The organism is Arthrobacter sp. MYb213 (assembly GCF_002979915.1).
Classification (GTDB): domain Bacteria; phylum Actinomycetota; class Actinomycetes; order Actinomycetales; family Micrococcaceae; genus Glutamicibacter.
In genome coordinates, this window is sequence record NZ_PCQA01000002.1 from 616,854 (window position 1) to 643,545 (window position 26,692).

Here is a 26,692-nt window from a genome sequence, read left to right on the forward strand (position 1 = left end):
GTCAGCGTCAGTTGCGTCAGCGTCTACTGCATCGGTCGCGTCAGCGTCAGTTGCATCAGCATCAGTTGCGTCAGCGTCTACTGCATCGGTCGCGTCAGCGTCAGTTGCATCAGCATCAGTTGCGTCAGCGTCTACTGCATCGGTCGCGTCAGCGTCAGTTGCATCAGCATCAGTTGCGTCAGCGTCTACTGCATCGGTCGCGTCAGCGTCAGTTGCGTCAGCATCTACAGCGTCAGTTGCATCAGCATCTACAGCGTCAGTTGCATCAGCATCTACAGCGTCAGTTGCATCAGCATCTACAGCGTCAGTTGCATCAGCATCTACAGCGTCAGTTGCATCAGCATCTACAGCGTCAGTTGCATCAGCATCTACAGCGTCAGTTGCATCAGCATCTACAGCGTCGGTAGCTTCAGTGTCGACATCAGTTGCCTCAGCATCAGCGGCCGGATCAACGACAACGAAGTTCACAACGTCAGTTGAATCGTTCTCGTCCGTTGCAGTGGCTGTATGGTCACCAGCCGGTACGTCAGGGAACGTAACAGTCCAGGTTCCGTCTTCGCCAACATTGGTCACCTGATCAGCTTGTCCCGGGATCGAGACAGTTACTTCAGTACCTGGCTCGCCGGTACCCGTCACGTCAACGTCGCCAACAGGAACTTCTTCACCCTCAGCAGGAGTCAAAATATCGACAACGGCCACTGCTGGTGCTTCAGCTGCTGCACGAACAGCCGAGGTACCCAGGTCAACGCCAACAGCTCCCGCTCCGAGCACTGGCAGAACATCGATTGCCAAAGCGGTAACGTAGTTCAATTCACCTTCGGGAGCTGGAGCTACAATCTGCGCAGCAGCCGGAGCAGCGGCACCAGTCGCAGGAACTGTCACATCAGTTGATGCGACGGTGCCCTGCTCGTTCAGGGTGACGCTCAGAGCACTTTGCAGCACCGGCTCAATGCCGGTGTCGATTAGTGGTCCGGCTACTTCAGTTACGAGCGCCTGGATTGCTTCTGGGTAACCATCGAGCAGTGCGTTCACACCCTGGAAGGCAGGACCAGTCACGCCAAGAACAAGTTCAAGAACACTGTCGAGCAGCGATCCAACGTTGATGCCGCCGAGACCTGGCAAGAGCTCTAGGGTATTTGCCAAAGTGAAGGCTTCAGTGTTGCCGTTGAGTAGATCGGCCAAGGAGCCACTGATATTGACACCACCGTCGACGAGGTCGCCGGCGAGTACTACTTCAGCGTTGACGTCAGCAGTCAGCGTGAAGGTTGCTTCCGCAAGGATCTCATTGACTGCATCAGTGAGGTTGGTGGTGACTTCATCGAGGAGACTGGTAATTTCCGCAGAAATTTTCGCTACAGTAGCGTCGTCCAGCAACTCAGTGTTTGCAGGCTGGTCGTTTAGGCCACCGGTAATGATCTTGGACAGATCAATGTTTACGGTCCCTTCGCCCAAGTTCAGCGAAACCGCGCCGGTGTCGGAAACCAGTTCTTGAGCAAGTACGGTGCTCAGGGTGCCGGTAACATCATCTAGGCCGTTGACAACCAGGTTGGAGTTCGACAGGCCAATTTCTGCAAGGAGCAGATCAACGTTGACAGCGTTCAGCGAGCTACTGATCGTATCGGTCAGGCCGCCATCTCCAACAATCCCGTTTAGCGCAGCGCCGAGCTCGGTGGTAGTGGTGGTCAGGCCGGTGCTCAGCTGGGAAATCAGCGGGCTACGCAGGTCAACGGTTGCCGAAGCGATCTTGTATTCGTGTGACGGGTCTGCGCCATCGGTGCGCTCGGTGGTGGATCCGAGTGCGCCCAGCTGGAGTTCAGCCTGGTCGAGGATGTCGTCGGTCACGCCTTCGAGTCCAGTCTGGCCGAACAGCTTGGTCAGGTCGATGGAAGCAAGGTCAGAGGTATTGCCGTCCACAGCCAACGCACCGTCGCCACCAAGTACACCAGCAGATGCCTTGGCGTGAGTTGCGGTGTCAGCAATTGCGTACGAGGACAAGGCACCAGCCTGACCCAGCTGGATAAGACCAGTTCCGTCATCACCGATGACTGGCAACGTAATAGCGCCTACCTCAACGCCAAGCAGTCCGTTAAGTGCGGAAAGGTTTAGTGGGTTCTCCTGAGCTGCAGGGGAGCTCGGGTTGGCTGAGTAGGAGTAGCCTGCGTCAGCTACATCCAGACCCAGGCCGTCGACGTTAATGACCTGGCCGAATGCTTCCGAGTGGTCTGTAGGAGCTGCAAAAGCCGCAGTAACAGTTGGCGCAGTAAAAAGAGCCGTAACAACTGCGCCGGCAAGTACCCGGCGAGCCGCGCGCGGGCCTGATCTCTGCTTAGTAGGGGTTTGATTCGCTTGCACCGATGTCCTCCAAGATTGGCTAAGTGATCCGGGCGAGACTAAATATGCCCAACTTTGACCCTACGATCGATAAACAAGAACTCACAGGTTATGTTCAGCCATTTCTGGGCAAATTCAGGTCAAACTTATGAGCCGAATGGTTATGAAAAATGAGCTACTAGGCGAACCAGCCAGTAACTTAGCTCATACACATGCCTGTATTCTCGGTATTTTTGCACAATGCTTCGCTCCAAAATAGCGAAAATAGGAAATCTTATTAGCTTGCAAGTTGATCGATTATGACCTTGTCGGTTAGAAACAATGTCCAGATGGCCATATGATAAAGCCAGCTGACGAAATGAAATGCACGTGGGGACGTGTTGGGGTCGTTCCACGCTGTCGTATTCGTTGCATTTTGAGGCAAAGGTGGTCCCCATTGAGCAAGATTCGGGTTCATTTGGCAGATAGCGATCATTTTTCGCGAGCCGGAATTTCAGGCGTTTTGGCTATGGCAGACGATATTGTGATTGAAAAAATTACGGATTCAATGGCCGGCGCGGTATCCGCGTCTTCGGAGCACCGCCCCGACATTGTCCTTCTTGAAGCGTCATTAAACGGTAATGATATCTATCGGGCGATCCATTCGATCGTCACCGAATCACCCAATACCAGGGTCGCTGTCTTGGCAACTAAATATGACCGCAACGAAGCCCTGCTCACTTATTCTGCAGGTAGTTCGGCCTTGATTTCCAAAAGCTCGATCAGTGAAGAATTACCCAGCACTCTGCGTCTGATCGCAACCGGGTACAAGATTTTCGCAGCACCAGATGACGGCTGGGAAATTGTTTCGCTTTCCCCTCACCGGACTCAGAATCAGAGCATCATCGAGGCGCTCAATGACCGGGACCGACGATTGATCTATTCCGTGGCGGCCGGCCTCACCAATACACAGATTTCTCGTACCCTGCATATTTCTGAAGGCTCTGTAAAACTTCACTTAGCGCGTTTAATGGACGAGCTACATGTCAGCAACAGGGTTCAGCTTGCCGTGATCGCCACGGAAAATGGTCTGATCACTTCCGCTGATCTCAAAACGGCCTAATAAACGGTTCGTAGCTGCGTGGCTGGGATCCACATCTCTTCACCATCACGTTCAATTTGTCGCCACGCGCCTTGACGCGCCACGATAATCACCGCGGTATCGGACTGCAAAATGCGCGCTAATGAATGGTGGTCCCCAGGGCCACGACGCGCGTTGAGCCGGATGGTGGTTAATGCGCGCTGATTCGGTACAGCAATCAACCCACCCTTGGCAGGGCGTGAGGGCAGAGTCTGCAAATACATACTCGGCACCCAGCCCAACAGCTGACCGAATTGTACTTGTGACCAAAGCCCTTGTTGCAGAACCATGCGCACCTTGCTCGCCTGCTCAATCACTTTGAGCACTGGATATCCGGTGCCGCTTCCTTTGCGAAGGTTTAGTGTAGCGGTGGTGACATGGGTAGCTTCGATTAACGAATAACGCGAAAGCACCCGTGGGCTTTGCTCATCTTCGCCCTGGCCTTCAATTTTTTCGTCAAACGCTGACGGAATCGGCTCTAGATAAATATTTGGTAGCCAGCCATAGATGCGGTGAACATATACGTGAGCCCAGGATCCTCGCACTTCAACGAGTGCAATTTCAGTTCCGGTGCTCAGATTGCTCTGAACAAGGTAGTGTCGCCCGGCACCCTTACGTAGTTTCAGCTCTGCCGTCGTGCGGTGCGTATGCGTCGGTGACGACGTCCGAGCCGAAGGATGCGGATAACCCAATTGGTTCACAACCACCTCGATATAGAAAAACTTAAGGAACCAGCAAGTAGCTGATTCCCTAAGTTTATTTCATGTTTGAAGAGTTTTTCTCTTCTTGTGGTTTTATTCGCCTGCCGACTGACGTGATCCTAGCTCACGGTCTAGTCGTAGGATGCCGCTTCCGTCATCTCCGACAAGCTTCAGGCGGTCCAAGATCTCGGATACGGTGGCCTCTTCTTCGACCTGTTCCTCGATAAACCAGTTCAGCATTGGGATCGAATCGATGTCACCCTCGGTCTGCGCCAGTCGGTACAGTTCACGGATTGCTTCCGATACTTTCCGTTCGTGTGCCAAAGACACTGCGAAGGCGTCTGCAACGGTTTTGACGTTCATCTGTGGTGCTGGCTGCTCACCGATGGTTGGGTGTGCGTCACGGTCAGTCATATGAGTCATGAACTTTTCCGCGTGCACGATTTCTTCGGCTGCCTGCGCACGGAACCAACCGGCAATGCCGGAAAGGCTCATGACATCCATCTCCACTGCCAGCTGCCGGTAAACGGTCGCAGCGGTCAATTCGAGAGTTAACTGAGTATTGAAGGCTTCTGCAAGTTTTCCTGTAAGTTCCATGACTAAAGACTACGACTCATTTCCCTACTTGTCATCGAAGTTCGGACACACTAATTAGCAGAGTAATTAGCGAACACTTTTGAGTTGACCAGTAGTTAATTGAGCCGATGCTAACCAAGGTTAGGGCAACCGAACTGATTCGCTAGGCTTACTTTCCCAGCCCCGCACGTCGCAACGCTTCCGCCATCGCGGTGTTTCCGCTCGGCGCCGGAGCTGGCTGACGGTTCGCCTTTGGGGCGCGGTCCCCGCGAGTCTTCGCTCCAGCATTGGGACGTTGTCCGGTACGAGCCTTTGGCTGCTCCGAAACAGTTTTCTCTCCGGGCAATTCATCATCTAAACGCAGGGTCAAAGAAATTCGCTTACGAGCAGCATCAACTTCAAGGACCTTCACCTTAACTATCTGCCCCGAGCTGACCACTTCGCGCGGATCCGAAATGAACTTAGTGCTCATTGCCGAGACATGGATCAGTCCGTCCTGATGCACACCCAAATCAACAAAGGCGCCGAAGGCCGCCACGTTGGAAACAGTACCTTCCATGATCATTCCCGGCAGCACATCGGAGAGTTTCTCCACGCCCTCACGCAACGCAGCGGTCACAAATTCGCCACGCGGGTCACGCGCGGGACGGCGTAGTTCTGCAATCACATCGCGAATGGTTGGTTCACCGAATTGTTCGGTGGTAAATTCCGCTGGATCTAATTCTTCTAAACGCCGTCCACGACTTTCTGCCGCTTGTTGCAAACTCTTGGCTAGTGCATAAGCTTCCGGGTGCACCGAGGACGCATCCAGCTTTTCCTTGCCACCGGTGATGCGCAAGAACCCGGCACACTGCTCATAGGCTTTGGCGCCCAAGCGCGGAACCTTGAGCAGCTCGCGGCGCGTAGCAAAGGCACCGTTAGCATTTCGGTGGTCCACAATGTTCCTGCTCAATAGTGGACCTACACCGGCAACACGTGAAAGCAGTGCCGGGGAGGCGGTATTAACATCCACGCCTACCGCGTTCACACAGTCTTCAACCACAGCGTCCAGTGCCCGGTCAAGCTTTGTCGCACTGACATCGTGTTGGTACTGGCCCACTCCAATGGATTTTGGATCAATTTTCACTAGCTCCGCGAGAGGGTCCTGCAAACGGCGGGCGATAGACACCGCTCCACGGATTGAGACATCTAGATCTGGCAATTCTTGGCTAGCAAGTTCTGAAGCCGAGTACACCGAGGCACCTGCCTCGGAAACGATGACCTTAGAGAGCTCTTGACCGCCCAGGGCCTTGATCACTTCTGCCGCCAGACGATCTGTTTCACGACCGGCCGTGCCATTACCCACGGCAATCAGCGAGGTGCCATGTTTCTGTGCCAGCTTGGTGAGCGTCTTAACCGATTCATCCCATTTGTTGGCAGGCGCATGCGGGTAAATCGTGGCAATGTCCACGACCTTGCCGGTCAGGTCCACCACTGCCACCTTCACCCCGGTACGCAGTCCCGGGTCAAGGCCAAGGACTGCCTTGTTTCCGGCTGGCGCAGCCAACAGGACATCGCGAAGATTAGCGGCAAAGATTTTGACCGATTCATCTTCGGCAGCATCAAAGAGACGAGCCCGAAGATCTGATTCAAAACGAGTTAATAAGCGGGCTTTCCAGGCCAGACGTACCGTCTGCTGTAGCCAGCTTGCTGCCGGTGTATCGCCACCGGTGCTGATGCCCAAGGACGCTGCAATAGCGTTCTCGTAGCCCGAACGAGCGTGTGCTAGAGCTTGGTCATCGCGCGGGTCTGCCTCGGCAAACTGAAGCTTCAGCACCCCATCACGTTCACCACGTAGTAGCGCGAGCACCCGATGTGAAGGCAAGGAATCTAGCGTCGCCACGTAGTCCAAGTAGTCCTTGTACTTTCCTTGAGCCTCCGCGGTCGCAGTAGCTGCGGGGCTGGCCCCGATCCTGCCGGTTTTCCACAGGCGCTCACGCAACTCGGATGCCAGCACGATATCTTGCGAGACTCGTTCGGTCACAATCGAGCGCGCACCGGAGAGCGCATCTAGCTCGGTAGCAAAACCTGCCTCGGCGTTCAGGTACGCACCCGCTGCAACCTGCGGATCAGTGTTGGGATTGGCTAAGAGTAGATCTGCCAACGGTTCCAGGCCCGCTTCTCGCGCAATCTGAGCCTTGGTGCGACGCTTGGATTTGAATGGAAGATAGATGTCTTCCAACTCGGCTTTAGTCGCCGCAGCGGTAATGGCTGAATCGAGTTCGTCGGTGAGTTTCCCGACTTCGTTAATTGCTTCGCGGACCGTCACGCGGCGTTCTTCGAGTTCACGCAGGTAGCGCAGTCGCTCTTCGAGAAGGCGCAGTTGAGTATCGGAGAGCATGCCAGTGACTTCTTTACGGTATCTGGCGATGAACGGAACGGTGGATCCGGAGTCCAAAAGTTCAACGGCGGCTTTGACCTGCCAGATGGCTACTTTGCTGTCGCCAGATAGTTCGATGGCCAGCTGTTCAAGGATTCTCTGCTCTGTGCTACTCACCGAACCATTGTGCCTCACACAGCTTATTCTTCAGATGATCGACTCGGTTGACACCCAGCTGATCCTAAAACTTGGACGTTAGACTTGCTAACTATGGGGAGTGTAACTATTCGAAAAACTGCTGCGATACTTGCCGTATCGTCGCTCGTCGTGTTGACCGCAGGTTGTTCAGTTTTAGAGGACACCGCATCGTCAGCCGCAACACAGCTAACCGATGCTGCTGCGAAGGAAATGGTGCGCCAAGCGTGCGCTCCAGTTCAGGACGGCACCATTGACGCCGGAGAGTTACGCGTGCTGGGTTCCATCATTACTTCGGTCGAGGGTGGCGGGTTGCCACAATCCATGATTGATATTCTCAACGAGCTAGCGAACGCCGGGGATCAGGCCCCGCGTGCCCTGCAGGATCGGCTAGTTAAAGCCTGCGAGGATTCCAACGCGGCAGGTAACTAACCCCGCGGTGATCTAGACTTTTGAATCATGGTCGAAATTCCCACTCGCGGTAAGGTCCGTCTCGATGCGTGGCTGTGGGCCGTGCGTATCTATAAAACGCGTTCGGCCGCAACGACTGCCTGCCGCGCTGGACACGTTCGGCTTAATGGGGACCCGGTCAAAGCCTCTCAAATTGTTGTTCCTGGAGATCGCATCCGTGTACGCAAAGACGGTTGGGACCGGGAGCTGGAAGTCACCGCGCTTATTTCCAAACGTGTCGGTGCCCCGGTAGCGGTTAAATGCTATCTAGACCATACTCCGCCGCGTGAAAAGGTCGTCGTCCCGCAAGTTCCCATCCGGGACAGAGGAGCCGGACGCCCCACCAAGAAGGACCGCCGCGAAATGGATCGCCTGCGCTCCTCTTGGTTGGACACCGAGGACTAGCTCAGCGTAATCGCGGGAACATCGGTCTCAAATTCGAAAATTTGCGCGTAGAACGCTAATGAACTTTCCAAGGCCTTGATGATATTTGCCGACTGCCGGAAGCCATGCTGTTCACCAGCAAACAGGATGTAGGCATGCGGAATTCCACGCTTTGCTAATGCGTCGGCGACCACTTGTGATTGTGCCGGCGGTACCACCTTGTCCTCGTCACCTTGCAAGAGCAACACCGGGCAGGAAATCTTCTCCACATGGTTGATCGGAGCCCGCTTTTCATAAAGATCAGCTGCCTCCGGATACGGGCCGACAAGCGAGAACATGTACTGGGACTCGAAGTCATGGGTATCTTGAACCAGTCCCACTAAGTCCGAGACACCATAACGACTGATCCCAGCGGTAAACACGTCGGAGAACGTCAGAGCACACAGCACGGTCCACCCACCAGCGCTTCCGCCTTCAATGCCGATCCGCTGGGGATCTGCCAGTCCCCGGTTGATGAGCGCCTTGATCACCGTGACGGTATCGGCAACGTCAACAACACCCCATGCGCCGCGTAGTCGATTACGGTAGTTGCGTCCGTATCCGGTGGAGCCACCGTAGTTCACATCCACCACCCCAATACCGCGTGATGTGTAGTAGGCAATGGAGGTGCTCAATGTAGCCACGGCCTGACTGGTAGGTCCACCGTGAACGAAGGTTACATACGGTGGAAGTTCCCCTTCAAGCCCGGCGTAGCCACCTTGGCGAGGTTTGTAGAGCAGTGCGTGCACCGCTTGTCCTGCCTCATTAACACACTCAAATTCTTCGACTTCCGGAAGCATTTGCGGGTCTGGCAACTGCTCGATAGAACGGGTCACACAGCTGTGCTCTAGAGTTTCGACATTGATCAAGGAGATTTCTTCTCCATTGGTCAACGAGGATGTTCGGGCCAGTAGCCAGTCGCCGTCAAGATCCAGCGGGCGCACCCTGGCGAAAGGCAAATCTAGATCCTCTAATCCCCCGGTGGTGGTGTGAACTCGTGCGAGCTTAGTAGTTCCGGTTCCATAGGAGCACAGTAGTGTCTGTGGGTTTTGACGTAGGTACCATCCGGTACCTACCTGCCATAGCGGGCCGGCAAATTCTGCGGCGCGGTCCACCAGTCGCACGGTTCGTCCCGAGCTGAGCTGGTAGGTGTAAGGATTCCACCACCCAGAGGAGTCTGAGATAAATGCCAGCCGGTCATCATCAGCCCATTCGGGCTGCAGTACCGATATTTCTGGTCCTCCGGCAATGACCGTGTCTTTCAAGAACCCTTGCGTGGAATATTCTGCGAGGTGAAGTTCGGTGCTGTCCCATGGCATATTCGGGTGTTCCCAGCTAATCCAAGTCAGCTGTTCACCGTTCGGGCTCAGCCGTGGACCGGCAACAAAGCGCGCAGGAGAACTGAGCAGTCGGATTGCTGCTAGATCTTCGCTAGCACTGCCATCAAGAGGAATTTCCACGATATGGCGGACTGGTTCACCGCGTAAATCTTCCATAATCGCCAAGACGTGCCCTGCCGGGCCGGGAACAAATTCGGCGAAACGCAGCGTGGGGTCCGAGTCGACCATGCTCTGCGGGGTCAAGGCAATCGGGGTTTGGTCTGCCAACAGCTGCAAATACACTCGCTGATCGCTGAAGTTCGCGAAGACTACCGCAGGAACATCGCCCGCTAACAGCAGCCAGCTAGCGCCGCCGTATTCGTGCACTCTCGAACGCACGTTATAGGGAGCATCAATAAGAGTTCGTCCCGCTTCAGGGCTGTGACGGTCATACTCCACCAGGGTCATCCGGCCGCCCTCGGAAGGCAGGCCTTCTTGCACAATGAGTTTGTCGCCGAAGAACGAGGCGGCACCCAAAGGTTTAGTGCCGGCCGCTACTTGCTCGGCTGAGATAGTTGACGGCCAGGATCCATAAGGCATGTGCTGAGGCATGTGTTAGATACTAGTCACATATTCTGCTCGGAACGACCCTCGACAAGCCATAACACGGTGCGCTTGGATGGAGTTATGGCTAAATTTGTGCTGTTTTTACGCGGAGTAAACGTCGGTGGGGTCAAGATTCTGATGAAAGATCTTACTGAGCTACTTAGCGATGCCGGATACAGCCAGGTAAAAACGGTGCTCGCCAGTGGCAATGCTGTCCTTGAGGCCCCACACGACAACGCGTCGGTGCTTCGTGAGCACTGCGAAGCACTATTGGCTCAACATTATTCTCGTGCGATTCCCTGCCTGGTCTTCACCGCGCAAGAGGTCCATGAGCTTTCTGAGGACTTCCCGGTGCAACTACCGGATACCCATCACGAGTATCACCGGTACCTTAGCCTGTGCGCCAGTCAGGAGGATGCCCAGCAACTTCAGCTTGGCGCGACGGCGCTGGATTCGACACAGCAGACGGCCCTTCGCGGCCGAGCACTGTGCTGGGTGAGTCCGAAAGGGCAAAGTCTGGAGAGTCCGGTAGCGAAATTGGTGGCCGCTCAGTCTCGCAGGTACCTGATCACCACGCGGAACCTAAATACCTTAGTAAAACTTTCGACAATTATTCGAGCGCAGTAGTTCCGAGCATAATTAGCTCTGCTGTTTCCATTTCAACTCGCTGAGGGCCACGTCCATGCTCATTGTCTTCGAACTCGTTGGCATCTTCTTTTTTGCGGTCGCCGGGTCGCTGATGGCTGCGCGTCGCGGTTTCGACATCCTCGGTTCGTTGTTCTTAGGTGGCGTCACTGGCTTAGGAGGCGGCGTGGTGCGCGATTTGATCCTTAATGAATCCCCCGCAACCTTTGCGCACCCCATATATTTTGCGCCCCCGGTACTCGCCGCATTATTGGTCTACGGTTTTACTCCGGCTATTCAAAAACTTCACCGTTTGGTGCTGGTCTTTGACGCGGCCGGGTTAGCGCTGTTCTGTGTCACCGGCACCATGAAGGCGCTACAGCATAACTTCAACCCGGTAACCGCGGTACTGCTAGGAGTCATCTCCGGAGTCGGTGGCGGTCTCTTACGTGACGTGATTTCCAACGTCACCCCGGATTTGTTCAACCCGCGCGATATCTATGCGATTGCCGCGATGTTCGGTGGCACGCTCACCGCAGTGTTCTGGAGCTTGGAGCTATTCAACCCGGTAGTTGTGGTGGCTATTGCTGCGCTCACCTTTGCCATTCGTCTGGCCTCGTTGAAGTTTGGCTGGCGGATTCCGCTGGCTGCCGGACATTGGTATCGTCCTAGCCCGAGCGCTCCGCCGCATGATGGGCCACAGCGACATTTCTAGGCGTTGCTACTGAACGCGTTCGAGCCTGCCCTCGCCCTCGGCGCCGGGAGCCGTGTCTTCGATGGTGCGTGGTGGGTTGATGATAATTGCTCCCACCAACATCACCACGATGCATACGCCCAGCATCGAGAAAGCCACTCCCCAGGAGCCGCTGGCCTGCTGGACTATGCCAAATAGCATCGGTACAACCGCTGCACCGGCGTAGCCTAAACCTTGAGCAAAACCGGAGAGCACTCCGGAGCCGTAGGTGGTGCGTGAGCGCAGATTCATCATCAACAAGGCGATGGCAAAGGTTCCCTGCCCGAGCCCTGCCATGGAAACCCAGATCCAGGTCCCAGAGGTTGGTGAAAGGTAAATCCCTAGGTGGCCCACGATCCAGCAGGCAGTAAAAACACCCACTGCGATGATCGGGTTTTTTAAGCGTGGAACCCATAGCGGAACCAACAAGCTCACCGGAAGTCCAAGGATCGCGAACAGTGCCAGCATATTGCCACTGCTCGCTTCGCTGAGCCCCTGGGCGTGAAGATACGGCGGGAGCCAGGTGAAGTAGACGTAGGTCTGTGCGGAGTTGCCGGCAAGGAAGATCGCCAGTCCCCAGGCCACCTTGGATTTCCAGGGGTTGATTCGCACAATTTCATGCCCACCCACCGCTGGTAGCTGAGTTTCGGGACGCTGCACACGGCGGTCAGCAAATAGCTGCACCATCCAGGGAATCAGCACGATGGAAGATAGTAGCGCCCAAGAACCAATGGAGGTTTTCCAGTTGCCGATATTGGCGAAAGGAACCGAAAACTGCGGGGCCAGCCAGGTACCGATGGCAATCATCGTGACATATCCGCTGGTGACCACGCCGATACGGTCCGGGAAGTATTTTTTGACCAGCGGCGGAAGTACCACGTTGCCCATGCCGTAACCGGCCAGCGTGACGATGGAAAGCGCCAAGAATGGGTAAACATTTGGCATAAATGGACGTGCCAACTGACCAACCACGGCTAAGGCCACGGAGACGATGAGGGTTCGTTCTAAGCCCCACAGCCGAATCAGCCGCGGAGTGAGCAGTCCAAAAACTGCAAATGAAATGGGGGCCAGCATAGCCAGTAGGCCAGTGGTGAATTCGGTGAATTCGATATCTTGTTGGATCCGAGCCAATAATGGTGGCACCGAGACAACCGCCGCGCGTAGCGACAAAGCCATCAGCAGGATGCCAAGTAGCGCTCCGATACGACCCTTGAGTCGTTTATTTGCACCATCTGTGGCCATGTGACACGTCCCTGCGAGATTATTCGTTGAGTTACTTCAACTTTTTGAGTTGCGGAACTAAGTCTAGTAATTCTTGGAGCCGACCATCAAAAGTACTCTGATACCAGGAACCCGGCGTCGCTAAATGAGCATAGAGTCCTTCACCAATCAGGATCACTAAATGAGCTATGGATTGGTCACCTACCTCGTCCAAGATCAGCTGGAACCACCGCGAGTGCACGTCTTTTAACATCTCCGAGGCGCTTACAACACCGGCTTGGGCCAGACGTTGCACCGCCACTAAATGCCGGTCCAATTCGGTATCAACTTCTGCGGAGGTCTGCACGTAATAAACCGACGCACCCTCTGGCACTTCGCTCATGCGGGTCAGATCCAATTGCACGTGCTCTTCGGTAGATTCGATCACCCCGTCGGCTAGCGCCTCCTTTGAAGCGAAGTGATAAAGCAGTCCCCCTTTGGAGACTCCTGCTCGGCTCGCCGTGGCTTCCAAGGTTGCGGCGCGTTCGCCTTCTTCGCAGAGTAGCGAAATATAGGCATCGAGGCATTTGTTGCGTGCCGCTGGTGGGCGAGCCATTGAACTCCTTCGTAGGACGGTGACGGATTTAACCTTACATTCGATGGTAACTATACCAACCGGACGGTATAGTTATGAACGAGGAACAATTCCTCCTCACTCAATACGCAATTTTTGAAGGCCAATCCCATGAGCTCACAGATTACCGAACGCACCTTGACTCTGAGTCGTTCGCGCCGCTGGGCCGCTCTAGCAGTACTACTATTTCCAGTACTCCTAATCTCAGTGGACAACACCGTACTGTCATTCGCAGTTCCCGCTATCTCGGCTGCCTTGTCCCCGAGCGGGGCGCAGCTGTTGTGGATCATTGATATTTATCCTTTGATCCTCGCGGGACTGCTAGTACCCATGGGATTTTTAGGTGACCGGATTGGCCGACGAAAAGTCCTTTTGATTGGTGCCACCGGCTTTGCACTCATCTCCGCGCTAGCCGCCTTTGCTACCGACGCGATCCAACTCGTGTTGGCACGCGCACTTCTGGGCGTCTTCGGCGCCATGCTCATGCCTGCCACACTGTCGCTGATCCGCAATATCTTTCCTGACGCGAAGGAGCGCCGCACCGCGATTGCCATCTGGGCGAGCGCTTTTTCCGGCGGCGCCGTGCTCGGTCCTATCGTTGGCGGGATCTTACTGGAGCACTTCTGGTGGGGTTCGGTCTTCTTGCTAGCCGTCCCGATGCTACTTCCGCTGCTCGTTGGTGGACTTTTGCTCCTGCCCGAATCCAAGGACCCAAACCCCGGGCGTGTTGATCCCTGGTCGATTGTCTTAGTGATTTTCACGCTGCTGCCATTTGTTTACGCGGTTAAATCCTTCACTACCGAACCTGTGTACATCGCGGTCGGTGCGTTGTCGTTGGCAATCGTCAGTGGAATCACCTTTGTACGCAGGCAATTAGTCTTAGCAAACCCGATGATTGACGTGCGACTCTTTTCAAATGGTGTGTTCTCCGGTGCGTTGACGGTGAACCTTATCGGAGTTTTCTCCTTGGTCGGCTTCATTTACTTCGTTTCCCAGCATCTGCAGCTGATCGCCGGATACAGTCCGCTCGAGGCGGGCCTGCTGATGACTCCCGGGCTCGTTCTGACCATGGCCTTCGGTTTACTCTCGGTGCCGCTGGCCTCCCGCTTCGGCGCGCCGGGCATTATGGTCGGAGGTCTGCTGCTCTCCGCGCTTGCCTACGCTTTAGTGGTCTTTGCAGGATCTTCTGGCGATGTCTTCTGGCTCATGGTGGCGTTCTGCATCTTGGGCATCGGTGTCGGCATGTCCGAGACCCTGTCTAACGACATGGTGCTCAGTGCGGTGCCCGCGGCGAAGTCCGGAGCCGCCTCGGCCATCTCCGAGACCGCATATGAGGTTGGTGCGGTGCTCGGCGTGGCAGTGCTCGGAACGATCCTGAACACCGTGTATGCGGCTCAATTGCGGGTTCCCGAGATACTCACTGAGACGCAAGTCCAGTTAGCTGGCGAAACTTTGAGTGGCGCGCATCAAATTGCTCAAGGCTTACCAACCAACCAAGCACAAGATCTTTTGGCCTCTGCAGCCCACGCTTTTGACAATGGTGTGCTCATTACCTCGAGCATCGCCGCGGTCCTAGCGCTGGTCGCGGCAATCGTGGTAGCGCGAATCATCAAACCCGCTACTCGGTGAACGAATTAAGACACTTTTTGAAAATCTTGATTAATTAGGTCAAAGATATTCAAAAGTTGCGAAACTCGACGTAGGCTAGGCAGTGTAGTTCCAAAGTAATTCGCGAAGAACCCTTTAGAAGTTTGTGAATGTCGATCCGCATGGTTGGCGCGAACCCCTTCTAGACGTGAAGTGAATGACTTGGCTGCTTCGTTAGATGGAGAAATTTCGGTTTCAAAGTCTCACGTGGATTACAACCAAGCTCACCGATAAGAACGGTGAGGAACGTCTGAAAGGACCAAATAATATAATGGCAACCGGTATCGTCAAATGGTTTAACGCTGAAAAAGGCTTCGGATTCATCGCTCCAGACAGCGGAGATCCAGACGTCTTTGCTCACTTCTCCGCCATCCAGACCGAGGGATTCCGTTCCTTGGAAGAGGGCCAGAAGGTTGAGTTCGAAGTAGTTGAGGGCCCTAAGGGTCTTCAGGCAGCGGACATCCGCGGACTCTAAAGTTCTACGGCGAATAGCCTACAGACTTGAGCGATAACGTCGCCTTCCCAGAATCATCTGGGAAGGCGACGTTTTCACGTTAAACTCCATTCCCGGAATACTCCCGCGCTTAGGTGGGTTGTACCGGGTGTGAAGCTTTCGATTCTTGATCTTGCCCCGGTTGCTCCTAACAGCACCATCTCCGACTCATTTAAATCATCGGTACGACTTGCGCAGCTTGCCGAACGCACCGGTTATGAACGTGTTTGGTACGCCGAACACCACAACATGCCAACCATCGCCTCCAGCGCGACCTCGCTACTGATCAGCCATGTAGCCCACCACACCGAGAAAATTCGTTTGGGTTCTGGTGGTGTGATGCTCCCGAACCACTCCCCCTTGGTGATCGCCGAACAATTTGGCACCTTGGCCGAGATCTTCGGAGATCGCATTGACCTAGGTCTGGGCCGTGCCCCGGGGACGGATATGACCACCTTGCGTGCGCTGCGCCGCGAACCGTCGGCCTCCGATTCATTCCCACACGATGTGCTCGAGCTTCAGGCCTATCTGGCTGGCGAATCACGGGTGCCAACGGTACAGGCAGTCCCTGGCGCCGGAACTAACGTTCCGCTCTACATTTTGGGCTCATCCTTATTTGGCGCTCAGCTCGCCGCGCAGTTTGGTCTGCCATATTCCTTCGCCTCGCACTTCGCCCCGGCGGCACTGCATCAGGCAATCAAGACCTACCGCGAACAGTTCAAGCCGTCGGCTCAGCTGGCCGAACCATATGTGATCGCCGGAGTGGGTGTTATCGCTGCGGATAGTGCAGCGCAAGCTCACGAATTGAAGGTGCAGGCTGAACGCCAACGCGTGTCATCCTTCTTGGGCCGAAATGCCAAGAAGGAATTCACCGAGGCAGAGCTCGATATGGTGATGACTACCCCACAGGCCGAGCAGATCTTGGATATGATGCGCTACACCGCCATCGGTACCGGCGAACAGGTCGCCGAATACCTGCAGGAATTTGCGCTCAATGCTCAGGCTGATGAACTGATCACCGTGCATAGCCCATTGCATGAAGAGGATCGCTTGAAGTCGGTCCAGCTGACCGCGGACGCCTGCCAGCTGGTTAGCGTGGGCTAATACTGACCCACCGCTTGCACGCAAGCACCAACGCGATCACCAGCGTTACGGTAAGTACCCCTTCTACGCCGATATAGGCGTAGTGCCACAGTGATCCGCCATCGGAATTTCCGGCCAGCACCGCATCGGTGCGAACCGAGAGTCCGGGGCGGATCACTGCCGCTTTAAGCAGCAACAAGAATCCAGCGATTCCCACGATCCACCACCAGGCACGGTCCATGTGGCGTTTAAAGCTTCCTGCGAACCAGCAGACAAAGAGCACTATTTCTACCGCGTTCATGGCGGTGAAGACTAAGCGGCCAATCCCTAAGCCCAAGGCGATAGTGATCCCCGGCGCGGTGAACTTCAGGGGTGCTTCGATGAAGGAAATTCCAATGATCATTCCCAGCCATATTGCGGGAATGAGAATTCGGGCGGCAACTGCCCACGTAGCGGCCCGTGAGGCCACCAAGGCTGTGGATGTACTCATACTTTCTAGGCTACGCCGAAATTTTTCGCTCGCGGACTAGTGAGGTGATTGACCAGCAGGTCAGCAAGAGGGACAGTAATGCGCAGAGAATGCTGAAGACCAAAATGCTTAGCTCTTGGCCGTAGACTCCCACGGCCCAACCCAATGCAATCACCGGCAGCGCGCTACCTAAGTAGGTCACCAGGTAGATCGTGGAGACGGTCTGGGCGTGTAGTGACGCCGAGACGGCGTTGACCGCACCGCTAAATGCGGTTCTAAAAGCCATCCCCTGGCCTAGCCCAATGAGCACTAACGCGACAATAGCTGACCACAATGAACCATGTTCGGCGGCGATCACTAGCCCGATGGTGCTGGCAGCCAGAATCACTAACCCGACGGGCAATAGGTATTTTCCGCCGCGAATAACCACCTGTGAGAGGGCCGAAACGCCTAGGGGTAGGCCTGCAATAAGTCCGATCACCGGGAGGAATTCCAGCTCGAAGACCTGGGCGAAGTAGCCCGGTGCCAGCGACAAGGCAAAACCAAATACCGCGAAACTCAAGAATCCGACCAGTGCGCCCATCCAGAATTTTGCGCGTGCCTCGGCCGGGATGCCTAATCGGCGCGGAGCTAAGGCCCGATGGCGGTCGCCTCGTTCGGCCATCGCGATTGCCGGGCGTGCCTTCAACGCGACCAATGGGATCAGGGTTGCTAAGAGCAGTATTGCTTGGATAGTAAACACGGTGTTGCGCCCGCCCGGCAGTAGCGCAAGCACACCACCAAGGACCGGACCGAAGGCCACACCACCAGAGGAGGCAAGCAACGTGAAGCGTGAGGCCCATTCGGGCTTATGCGGCAGCAACTCACGCAAGGCGGCGGCGCTGGCTCCGGTGGCTAGGGCCACGCCTGCTCCTTGCAGTCCACGGCCCAAGCACAGTTCCCACAGGCTTGAGGCACTACCGAAGCTGATGGTTCCCACCAGCGAGACGATAATGGCGAGCACCAATGCGGCGCGGCGTCCGATGTGATCTGACCAGTGGCCCACGATGTAGAGGAAAAACATCAGCGAACAGACGTAGCTGGCGAAGGCAATGGTGGTGCCCATGGCACCAAGTGCTAGGTCCTGCTGTAGCTGGGGGTACAGCGGCGTGGCAAGGTTTGCCCCGACCAGCAGGGTGAAACTGACCAGCACCGTGATGCCTAGCCGGGTATTGATCCCGGGATTCCATGAGCGCACGGTGGTTCGGGTCGGTTGCATGCGTAGTTCACTGATTACCGACATGTTTTCTCCGAAGCGGCGCGTGGTCCAAGGGATCTCGCCAGGTTGTTGCATTAGAAAGTTTTTTTGCCGGTGGGGTTACTCGTTACCCCACCGGCTAGTTGAGCGATCTGTAAGAAAATGTCTACTGATCTAGACCGTTCACTCACAAATATCCGGCAAAGCGGGACATCGGGTCTAAAAAGTTGTTAGCGTTTGAGCAAAATAGTCAAAATATTGACCCACAGGGGTCTAAGGAGTGAGCAAATGGTGCGTTTGGATGACGTCGATCTGAAAATTCTGCTGGCGTTAATCCGTGACCCCAGAATTCAAATATCCGAGCTCGCGGACGAAGTTGCGGTGGCACGAAACACCGCGCAATCGCGTTTACGTCGGCTCCAGCGTGCAGAGGTCTTGCGTGCCGGCGGCAGAGACGTAGATTTGTCCACACTCGGCTATGACGTGCTGGCCTTTGTCACCTTGGAAGTTCTTCACCGCGAACTAGATACCGTGGTGACCTCGCTGCGGCAGATCCCTAATGTGCTAGAAATCCACGAAACCTCGGGCCGCGGTGACGTCTGGGTCAGACTCATTGCCACCGACACCCATCAGCTGCAATCGGGGTTACGACAGATTCTGCGGATCAAGGGAGTGACCCGTTCGGAGACAACCTTCGCGCTGCACACGCACTTGGCTTATCGCACCTCTCCGCTGCTGGAGCACTATGGCGAACACAATCACTGAAAGTGCTAAAAATACAAGTCTTTCCTTGAAACGGTTACCGGCCTAGGCTGTGATTACGAGATGTCACGAGGGATAACCCCGACTCTCGTCGGGTCCCTCGCAATTTGTGGAGGAGTACGCGATGACTAAGGATTTTGAACCAACCGACTTCAATCCGGAATATGGAAACGATATCTACGAGCCGGATGACGGACGTGATTCCCAGGCCTACGAAGGCTCCAGCGATGCTCCCGAAACCATGCGCAACATCGATCCGCTCGCGACTCGCAGCTACCTGCTTGATGACGATCTGGAAACCGAATCACAGCTGGATAATGAATTCACCGAGGAATCCAATGACGACGAAGATGAGGACTAGCTCACTGACTAAGCATCCCTTAGGCTTCTGCGTTTAGAATTTAGAAGTGATCAATCCAGTCCATCTGCGTACCCTGCTCGAAGTGGTGGCGCATCGTTCCTTTGCCACGGCCGCAACCCGGCTGGGCTATACCGCCAGCGCCGTCTCCCAACAAATGACAGCCCTAGAACGCAGCACCGGAACAACATTGTTCTTACGCGGTGCCCGTTCAATTACGCCTACTCCCGGTGCGATGCGGATGGTGCGCCATGCCAAGCGCGTGTTGACGGACCTCGACGCGCTGATGGCAGACGTTGCCACCATCTCCACGGACTCCAGCGAGCGTGAGGAAATCAAGCTAGGGATCTTCCCCTCGCTGGCCACTTACGCCCTACCGAAGTTACTGACCTCCGAGGACTGGAACGCGCTAGGAATTAACCTGCGCCTGTGGATCGGCGAACCCCAGCAGACCGTCGCCGGACTTGGCAATGGTGGGGATCTAGATCTCGCACTGATTTTCCAGGTGGGCCCCGGAGGGCTTAGCTGGCCCGCCTCCTTAGAGCGCGCATGGCTTGGCGATGATCAGTTCCGTGTGGTCATTCCGGCCTCGTGGCCTATCGCCGACGACGCACAACTTACCGTGGACCAGTTGGCCGAATGGCCGTGGATTTTCCACCACCCAGGCACCTCCGATGCCACACTGATTTCTCGGCTCTTCGCCTCATACAATATTCACCCGCAGGTAGCTGCATACTGCGATGACTTTAACGCCTCGCTGAGTTTAGTTTCCTCCGGTCTGGGTGCCGCGCTGGTCCCAGACCTGGCAATGACTCAAGCTCCCGAAGGTCTGCGCATTGTCGATGCTCCGGAAATTAGGTTGGCACGCTCTATTTTTGCGCTTAAGCCAGAGAATTCGAAGAAGCCTAAGGTCGCCCTCGTTTTGGACCGACTCACGCAGATCCTTTCCGACTAGGGTAGAAAGCGATCATTGCCGACTGTCAAGGAAAGGGCGGTCATGGAAGAACTTGTCATCGCGAAAGTGCATGGACCGGTAGGGCATCTACAGCTAAACCGTCCAGCGAAGATTAATGCCCTGAATCTGCAGATGCTGCAAGAACTTCTCCGGGTCTTGCATCTGTGGGCCGAAGATCCAAAAATCCAGTTGGTCTTGCTCACCGGTACCGGCGAGCGTGGATTCTGTGCCGGCGGCGATATCGCAAACTTCCATACGGCGCTCACCACCGGTGCGCACAAAGACTTTTTGGCGTTACTTTCCCTAGAGTTCGACACCGACCATTTGATCTCGGTTTATCCCAAACCCTTGATCACCGTGGCCCATGGGGTCACCATGGGTGGGGGCATTGGTCTAGCAAGCCACGCACCGGTCCGTCTTGTGACCGCACAGGCCACCATGGGCATGCCCGAGGCACGAATTGGATACACCCCGGATGTTGGCGGAACTCATCTGCTCGCGGGCGCACCAGGCCATTTTGGCGAATACTTCGCCATGACTGCCGCCTCGTTTAGCGGTGAGGATGCGGTGTTCCTGGGCTTCGCCGATGCGGTTATCTCTACCGAGTTTGCCGAATCCATCTTTGACGAACTCGATGACCTCGTGGGGCTGGGCTCGGCAGATATTGCCTCGGCCATTGAGGTGCTGCATTCGGTTCCCGAATCGCACAAGCTCGAACTTGAACAAGGCTGGGTCGACTACGCTTTTGGAGCTCCCACGCTGGCTGAAGTTTTGCAGCGACTGACCGAGATGGTGCACCCCGCAGCCCGCAAGGCTGCCGCCAGCATCGCGGGGAATTCACCGACCAGTGTGGCCGCCGCGTTCCATAGTGTGCGTGCAGCCCGCGCGGAGCAAAACCTTCGTGGCGCCTTAGACCGCGAACTACGGCTGGCTGATTACCTGATGCATCTGCCAGATCTTGCCGAAGGGATCCGCGCACAGATCATCGACAAGGACCGCAACCCGCAGTGGAAACCAAACAGCCCGGCCGCGGTGAACGAGGCCGAGCTGCTGGCATTATTGGAGGGCTAAGCCCTCTGTACTAGATTCCAGGTTTACCTTCGGGCCTTGTGACGTCGTGTGGAAGTGGCACAACTTTCAGCGAATTCGTCGCATCAATGCGCGGCGCTTTCGTCTCGCTGGCCCGAGTCTGGTGCTTCAACGCAACAGTCCTCGGCCGCCCATAGGACACTGCAACATGCTCGCCGAAGTGGTCTGCGTCTGCCTCTTCCCAGTCTTCTTTCCAAGACGGCGGAGCATCGTGCAACAGTTCTCCGGGCTTCAGCCAGTGGAACAGCGAGGCGTAGGAACGTGTGGACTGTAAGTTCACCCGACGGCGCAGCATTCGAGTGTTGAGCTGATCCGGACTTTCTAGGCCCATGGAGGCCATAATCTGTCCGGCTTCGGTGACCGTCAACCGGTGGTAGTTGTAAACGCGGTGGCCTTTATCTTCCACATCGATGGCGCGTTGCAGACGCTTGCTCTGCGTGGCCACACCGACCGGGCAATGATTCGTGTGACATTTTTGCGCTTGAATGCAGCCGGTAGCCATCATCATGGAACGCGCTGCAAAGGTGAAGTCTGCGCCTTGGATCAGTCGTTTGACGATATCCGAGCCGTTGGCCACCTTGCCGGCAGCCGCTATCCGAATTTCTTCGCGTAGCCCTGAGCCCACCAAGACGTTGTGTACCAGCAGTAGCCCCTCGGTCAACGGGGTGCCCACATGATCTTCGTATTCTAGCGGGGCAGCACCGGTACCGCCTTCGGCGCCATCCACGGTAATGAAGTCGACGAGCACGCCTGTTTCGATCATGGCTTTACAGATGGCCATCACATCGGTGCGTGAACCGACACAGAATTTGATGCCAATGGGCTTGCCCTGAGCCAGGTCACGTAGCTGCGCAACAAAGGCCATCAGTTCCCGAGGAGTGGAGAATTCTGGGTGGCTTGCCGGAGAGATGCAGTCCTCCCCCATGGGGACCTGCCTAGCCTCGGAAATTTCTTCGGTGACTTTCGCCGCCGGCAGCACGCCGCCCAGTCCGGGTTTTGCGCCCTGGGACATCTTGATGGTGATGCCTTTGACCTGTGGAAGGTTTGCTTTGTGTGCGAAAGATTCTGGGTCAAAACGCCCCTCGGGGGTGCGACACCCGAAGTAGCCCGAGCCAATTTCCCAGAAGAGATCTGCCCCGAATTCCAGGTGGTACTTAGTCAATCCACCCTCACCGGTCTCATGGACAAATTCGCCCATCGCCGCTCCCTTATTCATGGAACGTACCGCATTTGCGGACAATGATCCGAAACTCATGGAGGAGATATTGAGCAAGGAGATCTCATAGGGCTGGGTGCACTGGCTGGAGCCGATGCTAACCCTATGTTGTTCGGTGGCTGGGGCTACCGGTGCGCTGGAGTGCAGCAGGTATTCGTGGCCAACCTCATTTACCTGAAGTTCGGTGCCAAAAGCCTTGTGGCTGTCCACGCCCTTAGCGCGGGCGTAGATCATCGAACGGGTATCCCTATTGAAGGGGGTGCCATCGGTATTTCGCTCAATGAAGTACTGCTGGATTTCGGGGCGAATGAATTCAAAGAGATACCTTGCGTGACCCAGAATTGGGAAGTTGCGTAGGATCGAGTGTCGCTTCTGCGTAACGTCTCTGATCCCCACCGCCAACAGCGCCGCGGCCAGCACCACCAGGATCCACCACACCCAGTTGCCCGATGTCCCTGCAAAGAGCGCGGTGAGCACAAACCCGGCCGCCAGCACGAACAAAAACAGGATCACGACTATTCGCATCATGTACTCGACACTAGTACGTGAACGGAAAGCTGTCAGGGTGACTCGGCAGTAATCCGATCGTTTTCTCGCACCACCATTGAATAGAACACCCCGCCAGTATTGGCAAGTAGCGCCTGGGGCGTCCCGGCCTCGACAGCTTTCCCCGCATCAAGCACCATCACCGCGCTGGCCTCCCGGACGGTGGCTAACCGGTGACTAATCATGAGCACACCCATCCCGTATCCGCGCCGCTCGTTAATGGCCTTGAGCACCAGTTGCTCGCTGTCCGCATCCAGTGCGCTGGTCGATTCGTCCATGATCAATATGGCCGGGTGGCGCACCAGCGCACGGACCAGAGCTAAACGTTGACGTTGTCCCCCGGACAGACTGGTAGAACGGTCAGCTAGCCGGGTGTCTAGCCCATCGCGTTGGGCTCTGAGCCATGGACCTAAACCTAGTTCGTTGATGACCGAGCGCAGTTCTTCATCGGTAATTCCCTCGGCTCCCAGAACAAGATTTTCACGGATACTCCCGCGAATCATCATTGCTTCCTGCGAGACCAAGACAATGCGTGAGCGAAGTTCCGCTAGCGGAACCATATCCAGCTGTACCTCGCCTAAAGTCAACGTTCCGTCGCTTTTCAGTGCGCGGACCAAAGCTGCGGCAATTGAAGACTTCCCCGAGCCCGAGGCTCCGACAACTGTCAGCAGCTCGCCCGGTGAAATGCTGAAATCAACGTCCGCCACGACCTGACGTTGCCCGTGGGACACGCTCAGATTTTGCACGTTCAGTGTTCCGGTATGTGGCAGTGGCACGGTGCCCGCCTGCTCGGCCACCACCGGTGGGGCGCTGGCGGTCGCGAACAGTCGGCGAGCGCTAGCTAGAGAATCTTGGAGTCCGAGGACAAAACCGTCAACCGCACGCACTGAATCATAGGAGGGCACCGCGATGACCACTAAAATGATGGTGGCTGACAGTGTGGCTTCGGATGCGAGCACCAGCATCAGGGCACTGCCCCAGATGACTATTTGGCTCAGTGCCGCACGTAGTCCGGTAACCCAGCTTGCTCTCTTGCCCTGCGCCGCGTCGGCGCTAGCGGTGGTCCCCAATCGTTTAAGCATCTGTTCCCCGGCACCGAAGGCGTGAAGCACCTCGATGCCTGCCAGAGACTCCAGCACAAGCTGATTTTGTTTGCCACGTGAGGCGGCCGCCGAGCTGGCGGCGCTTCGCAGGGTCGGCACTCCGATCATTGGTAGGAGAACTCCAACGATCACATACCCGCCCAGCAAGATCAGCGCTGGGGTGCTACCAAAGTTGAGGTAAGTCCACCAACTCACCGCGGCACTCACCACCACTGCTGCCACCGCAGGTGGCAGGGTATGAGCGAAGAACACCTCGACCTTGTCGATATCTCGGGTGGCTTTGGCCAGCAACGATCCAGAACTCTTAGTAGCCGCGGTGAAGGGTGCTTGCTTTGCGAAGGCCTCATACATCGTTGAACGCAGCCGGGAGAGCGCAAGGAAGGCGACCTTATGCCCGACATATTGTTCCGCGTAGCGTAGCCCGCCTTTTAATAGGCCAGCAAAGATGATGGACACAATAAGTAGCCCAAAGTGTATTCGTGGCAGCTGCCCGGGAAGTTCAAGGCCAATCACTTGGACCAGTCCCACCGCAGCGAGCAAGTAAATGCCTAAGGCGACCAAACGATTAAGACAGGCGAGCAGGCTGGCGAGCGCCAACGGTGGCAACAGGTCTAAGGTGTGGGAGATCAGCCAACGGGAACTGGCTAGGGAGCCAGGAAGAGTTTGTGGCTTGCTCATGATTGTTCCCCCGGTCCTTGTCCTCCGCCAAGTGAGTGCACACGGTCGGTGAAATTCTCCATGGCCCGTTTTAGATATCCCTCGCGGTCTAACAGTTCGGTGCGCGACCCGGCCTGCATGATCCGTCCCTGATCTAGAACCAGCACCTGATCATAATCGGCGAGCAAGCCCAACCGGTGGGTGACGGTAATAACCGTCAGATCCGCTGCTACCTCGCGCAAGGTGGCCAACACCTGCTCCTCGGTTTTGACGTCTAACGAACTGGTCGGCTCATCCAATAAGAGAATCGGACGTTCAGCCAGCAAGGCCCGGGCAATCGCCAATCGTTGTGCCTGGCCTCCGGATAGCGTGGCCCCGCCCTCGCCGAGTACCGTGTCCAGCCCCGCAGGCAACTGCTCAAACCAATCTGTCAGTCCCACGCGTTCGATAAGTTCAGTCAGCTTTTTGTCTTTCGCCTGTTGATCTGCGAACAGCAGGTTCGCCCGCACGCTGAGCCCAAAGAGTGTCGCACCTTGTTCAACTACCGCAGTATTAGACCGCAAGGTGGCGGGGCCGAGCGCTTGATGACCTTCGTGGATAATCCCTGCGCTGGTCTCCAACTGGCCTTGCAATACTCGCAGTAACGTGGTCTTGCCACTGCCCGAGGCTCCAATGACCGCGGTCTTCGATCCGGGTGGGAAACTAAAGTTCATTTGATGTAGCGCTTCGGGATAGCCTTCATACCCGGCACTCAAGTCTTCTAGCTGAAGGGTGTCCTCGCGCAGGTTGACACTCAGTGGGTTAGCCGAAGAGCGGTGCCATGGGGTTTCCATGACGGACTCGATTTTTTCTTCCGCCGCGCGACCGGTCATCCCGATATAGAAGAAACTACCCACGTAGTTAACCGGGGCCAGCATCAGGAAGCTGAGCAGAATCAGTGAGACTCCCTCGCCAGCGGTGATCGCCTGAGCACCAACTCGCCACCAGGCCAGCAATGCCGCGGTAGCCAATAAGAGCACCGCGAAGCTCGCGTCGATGACCAGTAGCACCAGCTGGTTTCGGGCCAGCAACTTCATCACCTGTAGGCGTACTTTTTCGCTGGCCACACCAATACGTTTGCCCATCCAGGCGGCGCCGCCGTTGAGTTTGAGCATGTTCAGTGAACGTAGGGCATCGATAAAAGTCGCCGAGAGAAGTCCTTGGGCCCGGCGGTATTCTCCTGACGAGCCACGGAACAGCTTTTGAAATCCAAGGACAATCGGCGGTACCAGCGCGGTGGGAATCAACAGTAGTCCGGCGCTGAGCGGGTCAATAAACAACATAATAGAAATGAGCACCAACACCGGGGTGGCTACCGCGCAGATAGCTGGGCCAATGAACCCGGTACGGAATCGTACCGAACGGTCTACCGCGTCCATCGCGGCATCTACTAGTTCGCCCTCCCCTAAACGGCGTACCGCCAGCGGGCCAATGTCCATGTAGTGACGAACCAAGCGGTGACGTTCTAAAGCGGTGAGCTTACGCGCAGACCGTGCAATGAGCACCGGAGTCAATAACGTGGCCAGCGCTACCAGTAACAATTCATGGACCGCAGCCAGGTACCAGCCCAGGTCTAATTGCTGCCCGGCGTGAAACAAATCGATGGCGCGACCAATGAGCACCGTCAGTCCCACGGTGCCAACGGCCGAGAGCAACCCCAGGCAGACCACCGCCGCTGTGGATGCCGAAAAAATTCCAAAGACCCTACGCACCCCTCCATCCTAGGACGAAAGCCACGCGTCATAGGTTGGCAACCACCGCCCAGAG

24 protein-coding genes are annotated in these 26,692 nt (G+C 56.0%); 12 read left to right on the forward strand and 12 right to left on the reverse strand.

The annotated features are described in order from the left end of the window. Positions 1-2,352 (reverse strand): choice-of-anchor G family protein (locus tag CQ011_RS07245; RefSeq protein WP_146112584.1); only part of this gene is annotated, 2,352 nt, incomplete at its 3' end. A 415-nt stretch (positions 2,353-2,767) separates the two neighbouring features. On the opposite strand from CQ011_RS07245, the gene CQ011_RS07250 reads away from it, so the two are divergent. Further along, complete coding sequence (locus tag CQ011_RS07250) at positions 2,768-3,433, forward strand: response regulator transcription factor (RefSeq protein WP_181148023.1); 666 nt, start codon at positions 2,768-2,770, stop codon at positions 3,431-3,433. On the opposite strand, the gene CQ011_RS07255 is transcribed toward CQ011_RS07250, so the two are convergent. From CQ011_RS07255 to CQ011_RS07265, 3 genes are all read right to left on the reverse strand, one after another. Next, on the reverse strand, positions 3,430-4,152 hold the full coding sequence (locus CQ011_RS07255; protein WP_105675981.1) for an SH3 domain-containing protein: 723 nt from the start codon (positions 4,150-4,152) through the stop codon (positions 3,430-3,432). The genes CQ011_RS07250 and CQ011_RS07255 overlap by 4 nt on opposite strands. A gap of 93 nt (positions 4,153-4,245) precedes the next feature. Then, positions 4,246-4,749, reverse strand: a complete 504-nt coding sequence (locus tag CQ011_RS07260; RefSeq protein ID WP_105675983.1) for a ferritin — start codon at positions 4,747-4,749, stop codon at positions 4,246-4,248. Positions 4,750-4,897: 148 nt separating this feature from the next. Beyond that, positions 4,898-7,264, reverse strand: coding sequence for a Tex family protein (locus CQ011_RS07265; RefSeq protein ID WP_105675985.1), 2,367 nt, complete (start codon positions 7,262-7,264; stop codon positions 4,898-4,900). Between the two features lie 93 nt (positions 7,265-7,357). Here CQ011_RS07265 and CQ011_RS07270 point away from each other — a divergent pair, with 93 nt between their 5' ends. Then, complete coding sequence (locus tag CQ011_RS07270) at positions 7,358-7,714, forward strand: hypothetical protein (protein ID WP_105675987.1); 357 nt, start codon at positions 7,358-7,360, stop codon at positions 7,712-7,714. Between the two features lie 27 nt (positions 7,715-7,741). Then, positions 7,742-8,137, forward strand: coding sequence for an RNA-binding S4 domain-containing protein (locus CQ011_RS07275; RefSeq protein ID WP_105675989.1), 396 nt, complete (start codon positions 7,742-7,744; stop codon positions 8,135-8,137). On the opposite strand, the gene CQ011_RS07280 is transcribed toward CQ011_RS07275, so the two are convergent. Beyond that, complete coding sequence (locus tag CQ011_RS07280) at positions 8,134-10,086, reverse strand: S9 family peptidase (RefSeq protein ID WP_105675991.1); 1,953 nt, start codon at positions 10,084-10,086, stop codon at positions 8,134-8,136. The genes CQ011_RS07275 and CQ011_RS07280 overlap by 4 nt on opposite strands. A gap of 75 nt (positions 10,087-10,161) precedes the next feature. Here CQ011_RS07280 and CQ011_RS07285 point away from each other — a divergent pair, with 75 nt between their 5' ends. Continuing rightward, positions 10,162-10,707, forward strand: coding sequence for a DUF1697 domain-containing protein (locus CQ011_RS07285; RefSeq protein WP_105675993.1), 546 nt, complete (start codon positions 10,162-10,164; stop codon positions 10,705-10,707). A 55-nt stretch (positions 10,708-10,762) separates the two neighbouring features. Further along, a complete protein-coding gene (locus tag CQ011_RS07290; RefSeq protein WP_105675995.1) occupies positions 10,763-11,419 on the forward strand; it encodes a trimeric intracellular cation channel family protein in 657 nt (218 codons plus the stop codon). 6 nt (positions 11,420-11,425) lie between these two features. Here the strand turns inward: CQ011_RS07290 and CQ011_RS07295 are convergent, their stop codons facing one another. After that, a complete protein-coding gene (locus CQ011_RS07295; RefSeq protein ID WP_105675997.1) occupies positions 11,426-12,679 on the reverse strand; it encodes an MFS transporter in 1,254 nt (417 codons plus the stop codon). Positions 12,680-12,710: 31 nt separating this feature from the next. After that, positions 12,711-13,253 carry a TetR/AcrR family transcriptional regulator gene (locus tag CQ011_RS07300; RefSeq protein ID WP_105675999.1) on the reverse strand — a complete coding sequence of 181 codons (543 nt, stop codon included), beginning with the start codon at positions 13,251-13,253 and terminating at the stop codon, positions 12,711-12,713. Positions 13,254-13,382: 129 nt separating this feature from the next. Here CQ011_RS07300 and CQ011_RS07305 point away from each other — a divergent pair, with 129 nt between their 5' ends. From CQ011_RS07305 to CQ011_RS07315, 3 genes are all read left to right on the forward strand, one after another. After that, on the forward strand, positions 13,383-14,900 hold the full coding sequence (locus CQ011_RS07305; RefSeq protein ID WP_105676001.1) for an MFS transporter: 1,518 nt from the start codon (positions 13,383-13,385) through the stop codon (positions 14,898-14,900). A 289-nt stretch (positions 14,901-15,189) separates the two neighbouring features. Then, positions 15,190-15,393, forward strand: coding sequence for a cold-shock protein (locus tag CQ011_RS07310; protein WP_096255687.1), 204 nt, complete (start codon positions 15,190-15,192; stop codon positions 15,391-15,393). 129 nt (positions 15,394-15,522) lie between these two features. After that, the gene (locus tag CQ011_RS07315) at positions 15,523-16,515 is read left to right on the forward strand and encodes an LLM class flavin-dependent oxidoreductase (RefSeq protein ID WP_105676003.1); all 993 of its coding nucleotides are present in this window, start codon (positions 15,523-15,525) and stop codon (positions 16,513-16,515) included. Here CQ011_RS07315 and CQ011_RS07320 read toward each other — a convergent pair. Next, a complete protein-coding gene (locus CQ011_RS07320; protein WP_105676005.1) occupies positions 16,502-16,984 on the reverse strand; it encodes a hypothetical protein in 483 nt (160 codons plus the stop codon). The genes CQ011_RS07315 and CQ011_RS07320 overlap by 14 nt on opposite strands. A gap of 10 nt (positions 16,985-16,994) precedes the next feature. Then, positions 16,995-18,245, reverse strand: coding sequence for an MFS transporter (locus CQ011_RS07325; protein WP_105676007.1), 1,251 nt, complete (start codon positions 18,243-18,245; stop codon positions 16,995-16,997). A 243-nt stretch (positions 18,246-18,488) separates the two neighbouring features. On the opposite strand from CQ011_RS07325, the gene CQ011_RS07330 reads away from it, so the two are divergent. From CQ011_RS07330 to CQ011_RS07345, 4 genes are all read left to right on the forward strand, one after another. Next, a complete protein-coding gene (locus CQ011_RS07330; RefSeq protein WP_105676009.1) occupies positions 18,489-18,965 on the forward strand; it encodes an Lrp/AsnC family transcriptional regulator in 477 nt (158 codons plus the stop codon). Positions 18,966-19,086: 121 nt separating this feature from the next. Continuing rightward, positions 19,087-19,323, forward strand: coding sequence for a hypothetical protein (locus tag CQ011_RS07335; protein ID WP_105676011.1), 237 nt, complete (start codon positions 19,087-19,089; stop codon positions 19,321-19,323). A 46-nt stretch (positions 19,324-19,369) separates the two neighbouring features. Continuing rightward, positions 19,370-20,275: a LysR family transcriptional regulator gene (locus tag CQ011_RS07340; protein WP_105676013.1), complete on the forward strand. Its 906-nt coding sequence runs from the start codon at positions 19,370-19,372 to the stop codon at positions 20,273-20,275. A 42-nt stretch (positions 20,276-20,317) separates the two neighbouring features. Further along, positions 20,318-21,346, forward strand: a complete 1,029-nt coding sequence (locus CQ011_RS07345) for an enoyl-CoA hydratase/isomerase family protein (RefSeq protein ID WP_105676015.1) — start codon at positions 20,318-20,320, stop codon at positions 21,344-21,346. A gap of 10 nt (positions 21,347-21,356) precedes the next feature. Here CQ011_RS07345 and CQ011_RS07350 read toward each other — a convergent pair whose 3' ends face one another. Genes CQ011_RS07350 through CQ011_RS07360 form a run of 3 tightly spaced genes read right to left on the reverse strand, consistent with a single transcriptional unit; the run spans position 21,357 to position 26,637 of the window. Next, positions 21,357-23,108: an FMN-binding glutamate synthase family protein gene (locus CQ011_RS07350; protein ID WP_105676017.1), complete on the reverse strand. Its 1,752-nt coding sequence runs from the start codon at positions 23,106-23,108 to the stop codon at positions 21,357-21,359. A 32-nt stretch (positions 23,109-23,140) separates the two neighbouring features. After that, positions 23,141-24,907 (reverse strand): amino acid ABC transporter ATP-binding/permease protein, encoded by a 1,767-nt coding sequence (locus CQ011_RS07355; RefSeq protein WP_105676019.1) that lies wholly within the window; start codon positions 24,905-24,907, stop codon positions 23,141-23,143. Next, complete coding sequence (locus CQ011_RS07360; protein ID WP_105676021.1) at positions 24,904-26,637, reverse strand: ABC transporter ATP-binding protein/permease; 1,734 nt, start codon at positions 26,635-26,637, stop codon at positions 24,904-24,906. The genes CQ011_RS07355 and CQ011_RS07360 overlap by 4 nt, the downstream gene beginning before the upstream one ends. Between the last annotated feature and the right edge of the window lie 55 nt (positions 26,638-26,692).

What these genes read in the sequence shown, in the direction of transcription:
- CQ011_RS07260 (WP_105675983.1), bottom strand. Translation starts at nt 4,749, where the DNA reads ATGGAACTTACAGGAAAACTTGCAGAAGCCTTCAATACTCAGTTAACT.
- CQ011_RS07270 (WP_105675987.1), top strand. Translation starts at nt 7,358, where the DNA reads ATGGGGAGTGTAACTATTCGAAAAACTGCTGCGATACTTGCCGTATCG.
- CQ011_RS07275 (WP_105675989.1), top strand. Translation starts at nt 7,742, where the DNA reads ATGGTCGAAATTCCCACTCGCGGTAAGGTCCGTCTCGATGCGTGGCTG.
- CQ011_RS07280 (WP_105675991.1), bottom strand. Translation starts at nt 10,086, where the DNA reads ATGCCTCAGCACATGCCTTATGGATCCTGGCCGTCAACTATCTCAGCC.
- CQ011_RS07285 (WP_105675993.1), top strand. Translation starts at nt 10,162, where the DNA reads ATGGCTAAATTTGTGCTGTTTTTACGCGGAGTAAACGTCGGTGGGGTC.
- CQ011_RS07290 (WP_105675995.1), top strand. Translation starts at nt 10,763, where the DNA reads ATGCTCATTGTCTTCGAACTCGTTGGCATCTTCTTTTTTGCGGTCGCC.
- CQ011_RS07295 (WP_105675997.1), bottom strand. Translation starts at nt 12,679, where the DNA reads ATGGCCACAGATGGTGCAAATAAACGACTCAAGGGTCGTATCGGAGCG.
- CQ011_RS07300 (WP_105675999.1), bottom strand. Translation starts at nt 13,253, where the DNA reads ATGGCTCGCCCACCAGCGGCACGCAACAAATGCCTCGATGCCTATATT.
- CQ011_RS07305 (WP_105676001.1), top strand. Translation starts at nt 13,383, where the DNA reads ATGAGCTCACAGATTACCGAACGCACCTTGACTCTGAGTCGTTCGCGC.
- CQ011_RS07310 (WP_096255687.1), top strand. Translation starts at nt 15,190, where the DNA reads ATGGCAACCGGTATCGTCAAATGGTTTAACGCTGAAAAAGGCTTCGGA.
- CQ011_RS07320 (WP_105676005.1), bottom strand. Translation starts at nt 16,984, where the DNA reads ATGAGTACATCCACAGCCTTGGTGGCCTCACGGGCCGCTACGTGGGCA.
- CQ011_RS07325 (WP_105676007.1), bottom strand. Translation starts at nt 18,245, where the DNA reads ATGTCGGTAATCAGTGAACTACGCATGCAACCGACCCGAACCACCGTG.
- CQ011_RS07330 (WP_105676009.1), top strand. Translation starts at nt 18,489, where the DNA reads ATGGTGCGTTTGGATGACGTCGATCTGAAAATTCTGCTGGCGTTAATC.
- CQ011_RS07335 (WP_105676011.1), top strand. Translation starts at nt 19,087, where the DNA reads ATGACTAAGGATTTTGAACCAACCGACTTCAATCCGGAATATGGAAAC.
- CQ011_RS07345 (WP_105676015.1), top strand. Translation starts at nt 20,318, where the DNA reads ATGGAAGAACTTGTCATCGCGAAAGTGCATGGACCGGTAGGGCATCTA.
- CQ011_RS07350 (WP_105676017.1), bottom strand. Translation starts at nt 23,108, where the DNA reads ATGATGCGAATAGTCGTGATCCTGTTTTTGTTCGTGCTGGCGGCCGGG.
- CQ011_RS07355 (WP_105676019.1), bottom strand. Translation starts at nt 24,907, where the DNA reads ATGAGCAAGCCACAAACTCTTCCTGGCTCCCTAGCCAGTTCCCGTTGG.